The organism is Streptomyces sp. AB3(2024), assembly GCF_041862025.1.
Lineage (GTDB): Bacteria > Actinomycetota > Actinomycetes > Streptomycetales > Streptomycetaceae > Streptomyces.
The window spans coordinates 171273-185894 of the sequence record NZ_JBGWAB010000001.1 but is presented as its reverse complement, the minus strand read 5'-3'; the positions used below and the strand labels follow the sequence as shown (position 1 = coordinate 185894).

Genomic DNA, 14622 nt, shown 5'->3' with positions numbered 1-14622 from the left:
GAAGGCCGAAAGGCGGACGCGGCGATGGCGACCCCCCTGCTCCCCGCCCCGGTGCGGCGGCTCGCCGCCTGGTGCGCCGTCGTCCTGCTCGCCGTCGGCGTCCTCGCCGTCGCCGTCTGGCTGTGCGTCGTCCTCAAGACCGTCGTCACGCCCGTACTGCTCGCCGTCCTCGGGACCGCCCTGCTCGGGCCGCTGCACCGGCGGCTGGTCCGGATGAGGGTGGGGCGCTCGCTCGCGGCGGCCCTCACCTGCCTCGCCGTCGTCGCGGTCGTCGGCGGTGCCGCGTACGTCGTCGTCCTCGCGCTCGTCGAGACCGGCGCCCAGATCGTCGACGCCCTCCAGCGGGCCGGGCAGGCCCTCGCCGAGCACTTCGGGGCGGTCGGCACCTCGGTGGAGGACCTCGCCAAGAACTCCGAGGGCCTGCTCGCGAAGTTCGGCGGGACCGCCGCCTCCGGGCTGCTCGCCGGGCTCAGCGTGGTCGGCACGACGATCGCGATGGCCGTCCTGGCACTGGTGCTGATCTTCTTCTTCCTGCGCGACTCCGACCGGGCCGCGGACACGCTGCGCTCCCTGGTCCCGAGCCGGTCGGGCGACCTGATGGAGGCGATGGGACGGCGCGCCTTCGAGGCCGTCGAGGGCTTCATGCGCGGCACCACCCTGGTGGCCCTCGTCGACGCCGTGCTGATCGGCGCGGGACTGCTGGTGTTCGGGGTGCCGGGCGCGGTGGGACTGGCGGCGCTGGTGTTCGTCACCGCCTACGTCCCCTACCTCGGAGCCTTCCTCTCCGGCGCCGTGGCCGTCCTCGTGGCCCTCGCCGACCGGGGCTGGGTCATCGCCCTGTGGGTCCTGGGCGTCGTGCTGGCGGTCCAGATGATCGAGGGGTACGTGCTCCAGCCCCTGGTCCAGAGCCGGACGGTACAGATGCACCCCGCGCTGGTGATGCTGGCGATCACGGCCGGGGCGAGCGTCGCCGGCATCCTCGGCATGCTGCTCGCCGTCCCGCTGACGGCGGCCGCCTTCGGCATCGTCTCGGAACTACGGGACCGCTTCCCGGAGCGGAACCCCGAGGCCCCGCTCCCCTGAGGAGCGCCCGGGGGCGCCCGGGGCACCCTTGGGCGAAAGAACAGCGCCTGGGACCCGAAGACGGCCATGCGCATCCTCCGGGAGCCACGCATCGCGGGATACGCCGCCACAAGGACGACCCCCCTGCCCTGTACGGGTAGGGGGGTCGTCCGCATGCGGCATCAGCGAGCGCTACAGGCCGCCCTCGGACATCCCGTGCACGGCCGGGATCGTTCCCAGCCGTCCCTTCTGGAAGTCCTCGAACGCCTGCTGGAGCTCTTCCCGGGTGTTCATGACGAACGGGCCGTAGTGGGCCATCGGCTCACGGATCGGCTGCCCACCCAGGAGAACGACCTCCATGTCCGGCGTGTGGGAGTCCTGCTTCTCGTCCGCGCGGACGGTCAGCGAACCGCCGGCACCGAAGACCGCGGTCTGACCCAGGTGGATCGGACGACGCTCGGCACCCACCGAGCCCTTGCCCGCCAGCACGTACGCCAGCCCGTTGAAGTCCTCCCGCCACGGCAGGGTCACCTCCGCGCCCGGAGCCAGCGTCGCGTGGATCATCGTGATCGGCGTGTGGGTGATGCCCGGACCCTCGTGCCCGTCCAGCTCACCGGCGATCACCCGGAGCAGCGCGCCGCCGTCGGGCGTGGTCAGCAGCTGGACGTTGCCGCCGCGGATGTCCTGGTAGCGCGGCGCCATCATCTTGTCCTTCGCCGGCAGGTTCACCCACAGCTGGAGACCGTGGAAGAGGCCGCCGGACATGACGAGGTGCTCCGGCGGGGCCTCGATGTGGAGTAGACCCGAGCCCGCTGTCATCCACTGCGTGTCACCGTTGGTGATGGTGCCGCCGCCGCCGTTGGAGTCCTGATGGTCGAAGACCCCGTCGATGATGTACGTGACGGTCTCGAAGCCGCGGTGGGGGTGCCACGGGGTCCCCTTCGGCTCGCCGGGCGCGTACTCCACCTCGCCCATCTGGTCCATCATGATGAACGGGTCGAGGTGGCGGTAGTCGATCCCGGCGAACGCGCGGCGCACCGGGAAGCCCTCGCCCTCGAAGCCGCCCGGGGCCGTGGACACGGCCAGTACCTTGCGGGCCGCCGCCGTCTGCGGCACGGCCACGCGCGGAAGGGTCAACGGGTTCTCAACAGTCACTGCGGGCATGGTCAGGACCTCCTTATGCTTCGACTTTAGTTGAAAGTCGAACTTTCTGCCACACCGCACAGAACAGCGCACCCGCCCGGGTCATTCCCGGACGGCTGCGCTGGGGGACGGCAGGGCCCTGACCAGGGAAATCCCGTCAAATGTCGTACGCATGACAACCGAAGGGCCCGTTCCGGGGTCTTCCCCGACATGGAGACCCACCCGACGACCGAGCCCGATCCCGAACCCGCCTCCGAGGCGGAGACCGATCGCCGCCGACGCGTGCCCGCGCCCCTGGCCGCCCTCGGCCGGGCCGCCGGCATCGCCGCCCTGGTCACGGCCATCGGCTACGCCATGTACCGCTGGGCCTCGACCGGCATGCCGCTGTCACCGCTGCCCGGGTCCCCGTGGCCCTACCTCACCGCCTGGGCGGTCCTGACGTTCCTGGCCGGCCTGCTGCTCCAGTGGGCCACCGCGAAGGTCGAATACGACGGCCGCTGGCAGCTCCTCGTCCTGCCGGCCTACGCCGGGATCCGCCTGTCCCTGGCCCACCACCCGGACCCGGCCCTCATCTACGCGTACGGGGCGGCGGCCCTGGCGGCGGGCACGGCAGTCACCGCCCTGTGGCGGCGCAGACTGCGGCGGACCGGCTCCTAGCCGCCTGTCAGCCGTACATCCGGCGCATGGCGAAGTCGACCATCTGCTCGACGGCCTTCGCGTCGAAGACCATCCGGTGGTCGCCCTCCATGTCGAGGACGAAGCCGTAGCCGGTGGGGAGCAGGTCGATCACCTCGGCGCCGGTGATCACGAAGTACTTGGACTCCTTGCCGGCGTACCGGCGGAGCTCCTTGAGCGTGGTGAACATCGGGATGACGGGCTGCTGCGTGTTGTGCAGCGCCAGGAACCCCGGGGTGTCGCCGCGCGGGCAGTAGACCTTCGAGGTGGCGAAGATCTGCTGGAAGTCCTCGGCGGACAGCGAACCGGTGGTGAAGGCCCGTACGGCGTCCGCGAGCGAGGGCGGGGACGGCTCGGGGTACAGCGGCGGAGCCTGCTGCGCGTACCCCTGCGGGGGCTGCTGCGCGTAGCCCTGCTGGGCACCCGGGTTCTGGTCGTAGCCGTACATGACCCGAAGCCTATCGAGGCCGCGGGCCGCCCGGGGCGGTACCGCCCTTTAGGGCGGTGACGAAGGGCCCCCAGGCCGCCGCCGACAGCACGATGACGGGCCCGCCGGTCACTTTGGAGTCCCGCACGGGGACGAGCCCGGCGAGGCCGTCGGCCACCTCGACGCAGTTACCGCCGTCACCATTGCTGTAGCTGCTCTTACGCCAAGTCGCGGCGTCCAACTCAGACCTGGTGCTGGCCATTTCTGTACCCCTCAGCAGCTCGCTCGATCATGGCGATGGACGCCTCCGGCGACAGTGCGGCCGCCCGAAGGCGATCGTATGACGTGCAATACCGCTTCACGAGGGCCGGATCGTCGACGACCTGGCCATGGAAGGGGCCCTCGGTGTAAGCGAGCGGCGGCTCAGTGCCGAACTCCATGAGCGTCAGCGGAACGCCGAGGAACGGCTGAATCGCGGAACTCCACGGCAGGACCTGTGGAACGATCCGGCGACGACGTGCCAGAGCGACGATGCGGTCGAGCTGCTCCGCCATCTCACGCGGCGGCAGCAGCGGCTGCCGCACCAAGCATTCGTGCAGGATCGTCCAGTACTCGGGCCGTTGGGGGTCCTCGAACAGGACCGCCCGCCGCATACGGGCGCGGACTTTCGCGTCCACCTCCTCGGGGAGGTCCAGCGGATGCGTCGAGTGGATCACCGCCCGTGCGTACGCCTCCGTCTGAAGCAGACCGGGGATGAGTGCGTTGCTCCACTCCTCGATGGCCTGCGCCCGCTTCTCCGCCTCCACGATCGATGCGAAGTACTCCGCGTGCGCACCACGCTTCGCGTTGCGCACGTCCTCGCACCCGCGCGAGAAGAAACCGTCGGTCTCCAGGATCTGGTCCACGTGCCGTGCCAGGTCCACCGGCATGCGCCGCTGACCCCGCTCGATCTCGCTCAAGTACGTGGCCCCGTAGAAGCTGCCCTCCACTGCTTGCTGGAGGGTGAGGCCCGCCTTCTCACGCCTCCAGCGCAGCTCCTTGCCGTAGAAGGCCGGAACGCTCTCCGAGCCGTCAATGTCCTTGCGTGCGGCCATCGTCAGGGCCTGCCTTCCACACCTCGCGCCGTGGAGCCGAAACCCTTCCCACGGTACGCGGCGCCGCTCCACCCTGTGAGGGTTTCGTCACACTCCGCACAGGAACGGAAGTCCCCCCATGAGCGACCCCGACGGCGACCGCATCGCGATCACCGCCCTCACCGAACTTCGCGCCGCGCTGGCCTCGCACGGGATCACGCTGCCCTCGCTCGACCTCCACCTGCCCTCCTACGCCGCGAGCGGCACCCGCCCGCCGCTGATCAGCCTCGGGAACTGCAACCCCGCCACCGCCCAGCGGCTCGCGGACGCGCTGGGCGCCGCGCGGTGAGCCTCACCATCCAGTTGCTCGCCGTCCCCCAGGCGGCGCCCCTGCTGCGGCACGCCGTGCGCGAGCACCTCGGGGCGGAATCGGCCGACGCCGAGCTGTGCGTCAGCGAGCTGCTGGCCAACGTGATCGCCCACCTCGGCGAGGGCACCCCCGTCACCCTGAGGGTCACCGGCAGGGCAACCCGTACGCGGGTCGAGCTCACCGACCCCGGCCCGCACGCGTGGCCCGCGCCCCGGCAGGCGGCAGAGACCGACGAGTCCGGGCGGGGCCTGGCCCTGCTGGCCGCCGTGTCACTGCGCTGGGGCGTGCGGCGGGAGCCGGGCGGCAAGACCGTCTGGGCCGAACTCCCCCGCCCCTAGCGGGCCTCGTACCGGTCCTGCGCGTCGAGCACCGCGTCCGCGTACCGCGCGGCCCAGGCGCCCATCCCGCGCATCGGGACCAGCAGGGCCGTGCCGGCCTCCGTCAGGGCGTAGTCCACGCGTGGCGGGGCCTCGGCGTACGGGCGGCGCTCGACCAGGCCGTTGTACTCCAGCCGCCGCAGCGCCTCGTTCAGCACCTTCGGGCTGATCCCGCCGATCCGCGCGACGAGCGCGCGCGGCCGCATCGGGCCGTGCGCGCCGAGCGTGAAGACCACGACGCTGTCCCAGCGCTTGGCCAGCACCTCGAACGCCACCCGCGCCCGGCAGTCGGCCGTGTACGCGAGGTCGGGCAGGTCCGCAGACGGGTCGGTCGGGTCGGTCGGCATGTCCATGCGGTCATCCTGCCCCCGCCGATGGACACCGGACGGTGTGCGTCGGCCTCCGTAGCGTCGGCCACTCGACGAGGAGAGGGGTGGACCGTGCGGATCGGTGTCATGGGTACGGGAGCGATGGCGGCGGCCCTGGGCGGCGCCTGGGTGCGGGCCGGGCACGAGGTGTTCGTGGGCGGCCGGGACGCGGCGGCCGCGGCGGCGCTCGCCGGGCGGATCGGGGCGGCCGGGCACGGGTCGCCGGCCGGGGCGGCGGCGTACGGGGAGGTGGCGCTGCTGGCCGTACCGGCCGGGGCGGCCCCGGACCTGGCCCGGGAGCACGCGGCGGCGCTGGCGGGGCGGACGGTGGTGGACTGCACGAACGCACTGGAACCCGGCCCCGGCGGGGTGATGCTCACGACCGGCGCCGGGGAGAGCGTCGCGGGGCTCATCGCGGCCGCGGCGCCCGGCGCGCACGTGGTGAAGGCCTTCAACCTGGCCCACGTGGACATGTGGGACCGGCCCCCGGTCACCCGGGACGGAGCCGCCCCCGCGGTGCCGTTCTGCGCGGACGACCCGGTGGCGGCGGGGCGGGTCGAGGAGCTGATCACCGGGATGGGGTGGAGCCCGATGCCCGCGGGCGGGCTGGACCGGGCGGGGTACGTGGAGGCCACGGCCGCCTTCGTGATCGGCGTCTGGTGGGCGGGCGGCTCGCCGCGCCTGGCCTTCCCGGAGCCCCCGGCGGCCGCGGCCTGACGCCCCGGCGCCGCCGGGCCGGTGCCCCGGCGGCGCTCCAGCGTCCCCGGCTTGACGCTGGTCACAGTCTTCGGTGAAGGGTTGCGCCTTATTACCGACGGGTAGCATCATGACGTTACCGATTGGTATGTACGAGGAACCTGTCTCCCCGAGCCTTAACGGAGCCGTCGCCATGGGGCACTACAAGTCGAATCTCCGCGACATCGAGTTCAACCTCTTCGAGGTGCTCGGCCGCGACAAGCTGTACGGCACCGGTCCCTTCGAGGAGATGGACACCGAGACCGCCAAGAGCATCCTGGCCGAGCTGACCCGCCTCGCGGAGAACGAGCTGGCCGAGTCCTTCGCGGACGCCGACCGCAACCCGCCGGTCTTCGACCCGGCCACCAACACCGCGCCGGTCCCGGCCACCTTCAAGAAGAGCTACGAAGCCTTCATGGAGTCCGAGTACTGGCGCCTGGGCCTGCCCGAGGAGATCGGCGGCACCACCTCGCCGCGTTCCCTCATCTGGGCGTACGCGGAGCTGCTGCTCGGCTCGAACCCGGCCATCTGGATGTACTCCTCCGGCCCGGCGTTCGCCGGCATCCTCTTCGAAGAGGGCAACGAGGCGCAGAAGAAGGTCGCGCGGATAGCCGTCGAGAAGCGCTGGGGCTCCACCATGGTCCTGACCGAGCCGGACGCCGGCTCGGACGTCGGCGCCGGCCGCACCAAGGCCGTCCAGCAGGAGGACGGCTCCTGGCACATCGAGGGCGTCAAGCGCTTCATCACGTCCGGTGAGCACGACATGGAGGAGAACATCCTCCACTACGTCCTCGCCCGCCCCGAGGGCCACGGTCCGGGCACCAAGGGCCTGTCCCTCTTCCTCGTCCCGAAGTTCCACTTCGACTGGGAGACCGGCGAGCTGGGCGAGCGCAACGGCGTCTACGCGACGAACGTCGAGCACAAGATGGGCCTCAAGGCCTCCAACACGTGCGAGATGACCTTCGGCGACCAGCACCCCGCCAAGGGCTGGCTGATCGGTGACAAGCACGACGGCATCCGCCAGATGTTCATGATCATCGAGTTCGCCCGGATGATGGTCGGCACGAAGGCCATCGCCACCCTCTCCACCGGCTACCTCAACGCGCTGGAGTACGCCAAGGAGCGCGTGCAGGGCCCGGACCTGGCCAACTTCATGGACAAGACCGCGCCCAAGGTCACCATCACGCACCACCCCGACGTGCGCCGCTCGCTCATGACGCAGAAGGCCTACGCCGAGGGCATGCGCGCCCTCGTGCTGTACACCGCCTCCGTCCAGGACGCGATCCAGCTCAAGCAGGCCGCGGGCGAGGACGCCTCCGCCGAGATCGGCCTGAACGACCTGCTCCTGCCGATCGTCAAGGGCTACGGCTCGGAGCGGTCCTACGAGCAGCTCGCCCAGTCGCTGCAGACCTTCGGCGGTTCCGGTTACCTCCAGGAATACCCGATCGAGCAGTACATCCGCGATGCCAAGATCGACACCCTCTACGAGGGCACCACGGCCATCCAGGGCCAGGACTTCTTCTTCCGCAAGATCGTCCGCGACCAGGGTGCCTCGCTGAACGTCCTCTCCGAGACGATCAAGAAGTTCCTCGCCGAGGGCCCCGGCGGCGACGACCTGGCCCCCGCCCGCGACGCCCTCGCCAAGGCCGCCGTGGACCTGGAGGCCATCGTCGGCCAGATGATCGTCGACCTCACCGCCACCGGCGAGGACGTCAAGAACATCTACAAGGTCGGCCAGAACACCACCCGCCTGCTCATGGCGTCCGGTGACGTGGTCGTCGGCTACCTGCTCCTCAAGGGCGCGGCCGTGGCCGCCGAGAAGCTGGCCGGCGCCTCCGCCAAGGACGTGGCCTTCTACACCGGCAAGATCGCCGCCGCGAAGTTCTTCGCCGGCCAGATCCTGCCGGGCGTCTCCGTCCAGCGCGCCCTGGCCGAGACCGTCGACAACTCCCTCATGGAGCTCGACGAGGCCGCCTTCTAGACCACGACCGGCGCCGCCCCGGCGGTCGGCGCACACGGTGGACGCACAGCGGCCGGGCCTTCCCGCACGGGGGCCCGGCCGCTGGCGTACCCGGCAGCCGCACCCCGTACCCGGCCCCCGCGCCCCGGGCCCCGTACCCCGCTCACCACCCCCGCCACCGGCGGCTTTCCCCGTTGTCGGTCGTTCATGGGACGCTCGTAGACATGAGTCCGCAGGAGCAGCACAGCAGCAGGGGGTATTCCGTCCCCACCGGGCGGCCGTACGCCCTCAAGGAGCTCCAGGCCAACGTGGGCGCCCTCGGCGACCGGATCACGGAGCTCTACGACGGCGCGCACCCCGCCGAGTACGACCCCGTCGCCGACGCCCTCTACATCGCCTTCCAGACGGCCGCCGGACTCGCCCCCGCCAAGAGCTACACCGGCTGCCCCGAGCACCCCAACGGCGCCCTCGACCCCGAGGCCCCCGAAGGCTGGGGACGCTGCCTGATCTGCAACGACCGCCGCCGCCTCGGCCGGCGCCTGCAGGGCGGCCGTCAGGCCGGTCCCGCCCCCGCGGGCGAGCAGCGCCGCCTCGGCTACCCCGTGCCCGAGCCCCCGTACACCCTCGACGTGCTCCGCCGGTACCTGCGGACCATCGACGAGCAGCGCTTCCACCTCACCCTCGGCTCCCCCGACCAGGACTTCGTCCGGATCGCCGACGACCTGCACCGCGCCTTCATCGTCGCCCGCGAACTGTCCCGGCCGCGCAACGCCTCCGGCTGCTCCGAACACCCCGGCGCACCCATCGACCCCGATGCCCCTCCCGGCGAGGCCTGTATCTTCTGCGCCGGGCGCAAGAGACGCGCGCAGCGCCCGCCGCAGACCCCCGAGATGCTCCCGCGCATCCGCCGGGGCGAGCGTCGGCAATTGCAGCGCAGATTCGAGCGTCCACCGGGCTGAGAGCGACGGGACGCCGGGGCGACCTGCCCCGACCCCTGCCCCTCCGGCTATCCGCCGCAGTCCGGCCATGGCGAACACGACCGTCGTTAAGGTGAACCACATGAGCTCTCCCGCCCGCTTCGACCGCGGCCACACCGACGACCTGATGACCTTTCTGACGGCCAGTCCGTCGCCGTACCACGCCGTCGCCAACGCGGCCGAGCGGCTGGAAAAGGCAGGCTTCAGGCAGTTGTCGGAGCAGGACGCATGGGACTCGGGCACGGGAGGCCGGTTCGTCCTCCGCGGCGGCGCGCTCATCGCCTGGTACGTGCCCGAGGGCGCGTCCGCGCACACCCCCTTCCGGATCATCGGCGCGCACACCGACTCCCCCAACCTGCGGGTCAAGCCGGTGCCGGACACCGGCTCGCAGGGCTGGCGGCAGGTCGCCGTGGAGATCTACGGGGGCACCCTGCTCAACACCTGGCTGGACCGGGACCTGGGCCTGGCCGGGCGCCTGTCCCTGCGGGACGGCACCGAGCGACTCGTCAACGTGGACCGCGCGCTGCTGCGCGTCCCCCAACTCGCCGTGCACCTCGACCGGTCGGTGAACACCGACGGCCTCAAGCTCGACAAGCAGCGGCACATGCAGCCGATCTGGGGCCTCGGCGACGCCCGCGAGGGCGACCTGATCGCCTTCCTGGAAGAGGAAGAGGGCCTGCCGCAGGGCTCCGTGGCCGGCTGGGACCTGATGGTCCACTCCATCGAGCCGCCCGCCTACCTGGGCCGCGACCGCGAACTGCTCGCCGGGCCCCGCATGGACAACCTGCTGTCGGTGCACGCGGGCATCGCCGCGCTGGCCGCCGTCTCGGCGGGCGGCGCACTGGACCACATCCCGGTGCTGGCGGCGTTCGACCACGAGGAGAACGGCTCGCAGTCCGACACCGGCGCCGACGGCCCCCTGCTGGGCAACGTGCTGGAACGTTCTGTCTTCGCCCGCGGCGGCTCCTACGAGGACCGGGCCCGGGCCTTCGCCGGCACGATCTGCCTCTCCTCCGACACCGGGCACGCCGTGCACCCCAACTACTCGGAGCGCCACGACCCTTCGCACCACCCGCGCGCCAACGGCGGCCCGATCCTGAAGGTCAACGTCAACCAGCGGTACGCGACGGACGGCAGCGGCCGGGCCGTGTTCGCGGCCGCCTGCGAGCGGGCCGGCGTGCCGTGGCAGACGTTCGTCTCCAACAACTCCATGCCGTGCGGCACCACCATCGGCCCGATCACCGCCGCCCGCCACGGCATCCAGACGGTCGACATCGGCGTCGCGATCCTCTCGATGCACTCCGCCCGCGAACTGTGCGGCGCGGACGACCCGTTCCTCCTCGCCAACGCCCTGCTGGCCTTCCTGGAGGGCTGACCGTTCGGCCGACCGGCCGGTGACCGGCGCGCCGTGTGCGCGCCGGTCACCGCCCACCGGTCCGCGCTCAGGCGTCCAGACCGGCGAGGACGAGCGGGAGGCGTACGGCGCCCTCCGCGACCACACGGACGGGGACGCCCCAGTCCTGCTGGTGGACGTGGCAGGCCGGGTACTCGTTGGCGGGGTCGTCGTCGCAGGAGGCTGCCATCGCCGACACGTGCAGGACGCCCTCGCTGACCTCCGGGTCCAGCACGAGGTCACGGAACAGGTCCGTGCCGGGGCCCTCCCCCTCCGCGAGGAGTTCCGGCGGGGTCGAGGAGACCAGCAGCCGGGTGGAGGGACCGTAACGGGTGTCCAGCTTCTGCCCGGCCGGGGCCTGGAAGACCACGTCGAGGCGGAGCGTGCCCGGGGCGACCTCGGTGGCGGCGCGCTGCGTCCGGTGGGCGACCGCGTCGACCCGTACGGCCTCCTCGGGCAGCCGCAGCCGGGTCAGCCGGTGCCGGGCGGACTCCACGACCACGATGTCCTCGCCGACGAGGACGGCGTCGCTGGGCTCGCGCAGGTCGGTGGCGAGGGTCGTCACCTGCCCGGTGGCCGGGTCGAACCGCCGCAGCGCGTGGTTGTACGTGTCGCAGACCGCGACCGAGCCGTCCGGCAGGGCGGTCACCCCGAGCGGGTGCTGGAGCAGGGCCTGGGCGGCGTCGCCGTCGCGGTGGCCGAAGTCGAACAGGCCGGTGCCGACGGCGGACCGGATCGCGTACCCGCCCTCGCCGTCGGGCTCCGCGTACCGCAGGGAGCTGGTCTCGGAGTCGGCGATCCACAGCCGGTCCCCGGCGGCCGACAGCCCGGACGGCTGCGCGAACCAGGCCTCGGCGGCGGGGCCGTCGACGAGCCCCTCGTTGGTGGTACCGGCGGCCACCCGGACCGTGCCCGCCTCGGGGTCCCAGGTCCACAGCTGGTGCACCCCGGCCATGGCGATCCACACCCGGCCCTGCCACCAGGCCACGTCCCAGGGGGAGGACAGGTCCACCTCCAGGGCCGGCCCGGAGGTCGGGGACCCCTGCCACCACTGCCGCCCGGTCCCGGCGACGGTCTCGACGGCGCCCGTGGCGGGGTCGATCACCCGCAGCGCGTGGTTGACGGTGTCGGCGACCACGACCCGGCCGTCGGGCAGCAGCGCGAGCCCCTGCGGCTCGCTGAAGGCGTCCGGCCCGAAGCCCCGCTCCCCGCTGCCGATCCGGCGCACGACGTCCTCGCCGTCCGGGGCCAGCTCCACCAGCTGGTGCCGGGTGGAGTCCGACACGAGCAGGTTCCCGTTCTCCAGCAGCAGCGCCTTGCCGGGGAACCGCAGGTCGGTCGCGACGGGCTCGGGCGCCACGTAGGGCCCGTCACCGCGCCGCAGGGTCCCCTTGGCCTCGTGCTCGGCCTCCAGCTCCTCGACGAGCCGCTCGATGGCGTGCGCGTGCCCCTCGCCGGCGTGCTGCGCGACGACGTACCCCTCGGGGTCGATCACCACGAGCGTGGGCCACGCCCGCACGGCGTACTGCTTCCAGGTGGCGAGCTCGGGGTCGTCGAGCACGGGGTGGTGCACCTGGTACCGCTCGACGGCATCGACGACGGCCGCGTGGTCGGCCTCGTGCACGAACTTCGGCGAGTGCACCCCGATGATCACGACGGTGTCGCGGTGCTTCTCCTCCAGCTCGCGCAGCTCGTCGAGGACGTGCAGGCAGTTGATGCAGCAGAAGGTCCAAAAATCCACAACAACGCACTTACCTCGCAGGTCGGCGAGCGTCAGCCCCTTCCCGCCGGTGTTCAGCCAGCCGCCCTTGCCGATCAGCTCGGGGGCACGGACACGGGCACGCTTGCGGGGTGCGGGCGCAGGGGTGGGCGCCGAAGCAGCATCGTTCATTCTTCAAGCTTGCCATCCTGCTATGAACGTCGGATCACACGCGTACGGCAGGACCCACGACAGGGGAGCGAAGGTTGGCCACGGACGAGGACGAGACGACTGCCGGCGAGACGGCGCGGACGGTGCAGGGGTTCATGGCGCTGCCGGGGCCCGTGGAGGACCGCAGAGAGGTGTTCGCCGGATGCGTGGCGGAGGTCGTCCGGGTCCTCGGGCTCGATGTCGCTCACGAGCCGCAGCCCGGCGATCCACGAACCTGGGTGAACCATGCTCGGACGGCGCTGTACAAGGCCTGCCGCCGGGACCTGATCCTTTCCGAGGAGTCCTTCCAGACGCTGGTCAAGGCAGCCGTCTACGACCCCGACCCGAGCTTCAACCGCCATTTCCTCGAGCCGGCGCTGAACGCGTTCGGGCGCGGGCGGGTCCAGGCCTCGCTGCTCGGATACCTGCGGGCGGGCACGGACCTCGAGCGGGCGGGCGCGGCGAATGCCTGGTACTGGTCCGCTCTACCCCTGCGTATGCCCACCGTACGGGCGGAGCACCCCGCAGCCACCGGTCCGGCGGAGCCCGACGACGCCCCAAGCGTGGGGGCCGAGTGGTACGAAACCGCGCTACGCGAGTTCGTGAGCAACGAGCACCTGGACGTCCGGCGCTGCATCCTGCCGGGCCTGCCGCTCCGGAAGTCGGCCTATCCTCCGGAGCTGCACGACCTGGTGGACGCGGCCGTGGCGATAGCCCGGTCCCATCCGGACGAGTACATCCGCCACCGCGTGGAACACCAGGTCGGTGACTGACACCCTCACTGGGCACGCTCGACCACGGCGACTTCCGAGAACTCCCGCACGAAGATCATGTGACCGGTACGGCCCGTGTGCTCGATACACATATCCGTGCACACGTCCGCGTTCCCGGTCGGCGCGGCAGTCCAGCGGCAGTCCGGGTTCAGGCACCGCGCCGTGGCCGTCGTCTCCGCCGAGGGGTGGCGGTGCATGACGTAGCTGACGTACCGGAGCACGGCTCTCACGGTCATGCCGCCGCCTCGGGGTGCGGGTGGTTCCGCAGCTCCACGTTGCAATCACTGGCCGCGGAATGGTCGCCCTGGTGACGGGCTTCCCGGCGCTGTACGGCCAGGGCGGCGCATACCCCGCATCCAGCCTCCGGCACGGGGTCCGGGTCTGTTCGCAACGGCAGCTCTACCGGGGGTTGCGCATACGTGATCGCCTTCACGGCCCCGCTCCTCGTGTCGTCCGTGTGGCAACCACGCCAGGAACGGTGGAGCTGCAACTCCCAGGAGATTGCATGAGGTTGCACGGTTGTCACCTGAGGGTCTGAATGGCGCTGGTGATCAGTGCGCGGGCCTTCGCCCCATGGACAGCCATCTCGGCCAGTTCGGTGAACGCGTCCGCGTACGCGGCAATCTCGCTCGGCTGGGTCAGCGTGAGGTAGCCGGAGACCAGCTCGACGTTGACCTGCGCCCTGTCGAAGATCCAGAAGCCTTCCACCGGCATCCGGGACCGATCGGTCCGCGTGGGCACCACGCCCAGGCTGACGCTGGGCAGGGAGCCGACCGTGAGGAGGTGGCTGAGCTGTTCCTCCTGCACGTCCGGCCCGCCGAGACCGTTACGCAAGACCGACTCCTCGACCAGGAACGCGAACCGGCGGTCGCCCTCGTAGAGGACGCGCTGACGCTCCATGCGCACGGCGACGGCATCGGCCACGTCATCGACCTCGACCCGTCTCCGCTGAACGGCACGCAAGACGGCTTCCGTGTAGCCGTAGGTCTGGATCAGACCCGGAACGAACCACGAGGAGTAGGAGCGGAACCGGCGGGCTCGCTCGAAGAGCGGCAGACGGGCTTCCTGTGCGTGCCTGAGCCCGGCGCGCTCCATGCGTCGCCAGCCGATCCACATGTCCTCGACGGTCCGCAGCGAGGCGATCAGATCGTCCGTCTGCCCTTCGGCCCCGCACGCGTGGCACCAAGCCCGGATGTCGTCGACGGACGGAGGCGTACGGGCGTTCATGATCCGGGATGACTTGGACGGGTGCCATCCGCAGAGCCGGGCGAGATCGCGCCCGTTCAGGCCGGAGTCCCGGCATAGCTCAGCGAGTCGGTTCGCCAGCGCCTGCCGGGCCTGCTGGGCACTCGAAGAGGGAGAGACAGCCATGGTGGTGAC

At 71.5% G+C, this 14622-nt stretch carries 17 protein-coding genes; 9 read left to right on the top strand and 8 right to left on the bottom strand.

Annotated features, from left to right (window positions below; genetic code table 11):
* Positions 1 to 24: 24 nt before the first annotated feature.
* Positions 25 to 1083, top strand: a complete 1059-nt coding sequence (locus ACEPPI_RS00900; RefSeq protein WP_373913309.1) for an AI-2E family transporter — start codon at positions 25 to 27, stop codon at positions 1081 to 1083.
* A gap of 171 nt (positions 1084 to 1254) precedes the next feature.
* Here the strand turns inward: ACEPPI_RS00900 and ACEPPI_RS00895 are convergent, their stop codons facing one another.
* Positions 1255 to 2226: a pirin family protein gene (locus ACEPPI_RS00895; protein ID WP_373913308.1), complete on the bottom strand. Its 972-nt coding sequence runs from the start codon at positions 2224 to 2226 to the stop codon at positions 1255 to 1257.
* A 189-nt stretch (positions 2227 to 2415) separates the two neighbouring features.
* On the opposite strand from ACEPPI_RS00895, the gene ACEPPI_RS00890 reads away from it, so the two are divergent.
* The gene (locus ACEPPI_RS00890; protein ID WP_373913307.1) at positions 2416 to 2862 is read left to right on the top strand and encodes a hypothetical protein; all 447 of its coding nucleotides are present in this window, start codon (positions 2416 to 2418) and stop codon (positions 2860 to 2862) included.
* Positions 2863 to 2869: 7 nt separating this feature from the next.
* Here ACEPPI_RS00890 and ACEPPI_RS00885 read toward each other — a convergent pair whose 3' ends face one another.
* Genes ACEPPI_RS00885 through ACEPPI_RS00875 form a run of 3 tightly spaced genes read right to left on the bottom strand, consistent with a single transcriptional unit; the run spans position 2870 to position 4401 of the window.
* Positions 2870 to 3328 (bottom strand): SseB family protein, encoded by a 459-nt coding sequence (locus ACEPPI_RS00885; RefSeq protein ID WP_266840166.1) that lies wholly within the window; start codon positions 3326 to 3328, stop codon positions 2870 to 2872.
* Positions 3329 to 3338: 10 nt separating this feature from the next.
* The gene (locus ACEPPI_RS00880; RefSeq protein WP_373913306.1) at positions 3339 to 3569 is read right to left on the bottom strand and encodes a DUF397 domain-containing protein; all 231 of its coding nucleotides are present in this window, start codon (positions 3567 to 3569) and stop codon (positions 3339 to 3341) included.
* Positions 3550 to 4401, bottom strand: a complete 852-nt coding sequence (locus ACEPPI_RS00875; RefSeq protein ID WP_373913305.1) for a helix-turn-helix domain-containing protein — start codon at positions 4399 to 4401, stop codon at positions 3550 to 3552. The genes ACEPPI_RS00880 and ACEPPI_RS00875 overlap by 20 nt, the downstream gene beginning before the upstream one ends.
* Before the next feature lie 118 nt (positions 4402 to 4519).
* Here ACEPPI_RS00875 and ACEPPI_RS00870 point away from each other — a divergent pair, with 118 nt between their 5' ends.
* Positions 4520 to 4729, top strand: a complete 210-nt coding sequence (locus ACEPPI_RS00870; RefSeq protein WP_373913304.1) for a hypothetical protein — start codon at positions 4520 to 4522, stop codon at positions 4727 to 4729.
* On the top strand, positions 4726 to 5088 hold the full coding sequence (locus tag ACEPPI_RS00865; protein WP_373913303.1) for an ATP-binding protein: 363 nt from the start codon (positions 4726 to 4728) through the stop codon (positions 5086 to 5088). Before ACEPPI_RS00870 ends, ACEPPI_RS00865 begins: the two co-directional genes overlap by 4 nt.
* Here the strand turns inward: ACEPPI_RS00865 and ACEPPI_RS00860 are convergent.
* A complete protein-coding gene (locus ACEPPI_RS00860; protein WP_373913302.1) occupies positions 5085 to 5480 on the bottom strand; it encodes a winged helix-turn-helix transcriptional regulator in 396 nt (131 codons plus the stop codon). The genes ACEPPI_RS00865 and ACEPPI_RS00860 overlap by 4 nt on opposite strands.
* An 87-nt stretch (positions 5481 to 5567) precedes the next feature.
* Between ACEPPI_RS00860 and ACEPPI_RS00855 the strand changes: the two genes are divergently transcribed.
* The 4 genes from ACEPPI_RS00855 to ACEPPI_RS00840 all read left to right on the top strand — a co-directional run bounded on the left by ACEPPI_RS00855 (position 5568) and on the right by ACEPPI_RS00840 (position 10542).
* Entirely contained in the window at positions 5568 to 6212 is a 645-nt protein-coding gene (locus ACEPPI_RS00855) for an NADPH-dependent F420 reductase (RefSeq protein ID WP_373913301.1), read from the top strand.
* Between the two features lie 172 nt (positions 6213 to 6384).
* Positions 6385 to 8211: an acyl-CoA dehydrogenase gene (locus tag ACEPPI_RS00850; RefSeq protein ID WP_373913300.1), complete on the top strand. Its 1827-nt coding sequence runs from the start codon at positions 6385 to 6387 to the stop codon at positions 8209 to 8211.
* Between the two features lie 203 nt (positions 8212 to 8414).
* Positions 8415 to 9149 (top strand): hypothetical protein, encoded by a 735-nt coding sequence (locus tag ACEPPI_RS00845; RefSeq protein WP_373913299.1) that lies wholly within the window; start codon positions 8415 to 8417, stop codon positions 9147 to 9149.
* A 100-nt stretch (positions 9150 to 9249) separates the two neighbouring features.
* The gene (locus ACEPPI_RS00840; protein WP_373913298.1) at positions 9250 to 10542 is read left to right on the top strand and encodes a M18 family aminopeptidase; all 1293 of its coding nucleotides are present in this window, start codon (positions 9250 to 9252) and stop codon (positions 10540 to 10542) included.
* Positions 10543 to 10609: 67 nt separating this feature from the next.
* Here ACEPPI_RS00840 and ACEPPI_RS00835 read toward each other — a convergent pair whose 3' ends face one another.
* On the bottom strand, positions 10610 to 12451 hold the full coding sequence (locus ACEPPI_RS00835) for an NHL domain-containing thioredoxin family protein (RefSeq protein WP_373913297.1): 1842 nt from the start codon (positions 12449 to 12451) through the stop codon (positions 10610 to 10612).
* A 74-nt stretch (positions 12452 to 12525) separates the two neighbouring features.
* On the opposite strand from ACEPPI_RS00835, the gene ACEPPI_RS00830 reads away from it, so the two are divergent.
* Entirely contained in the window at positions 12526 to 13242 is a 717-nt protein-coding gene (locus ACEPPI_RS00830; protein ID WP_373913296.1) for a hypothetical protein, read from the top strand.
* A gap of 5 nt (positions 13243 to 13247) precedes the next feature.
* Here the strand turns inward: ACEPPI_RS00830 and ACEPPI_RS00825 are convergent, their stop codons facing one another.
* Positions 13248 to 13478: a hypothetical protein gene (locus tag ACEPPI_RS00825; protein WP_373913295.1), complete on the bottom strand. Its 231-nt coding sequence runs from the start codon at positions 13476 to 13478 to the stop codon at positions 13248 to 13250.
* A 286-nt stretch (positions 13479 to 13764) separates the two neighbouring features.
* Complete coding sequence (locus ACEPPI_RS00820; RefSeq protein WP_373913294.1) at positions 13765 to 14613, bottom strand: helix-turn-helix domain-containing protein; 849 nt, start codon at positions 14611 to 14613, stop codon at positions 13765 to 13767.
* Positions 14614 to 14622: the final 9 nt, after the last annotated feature.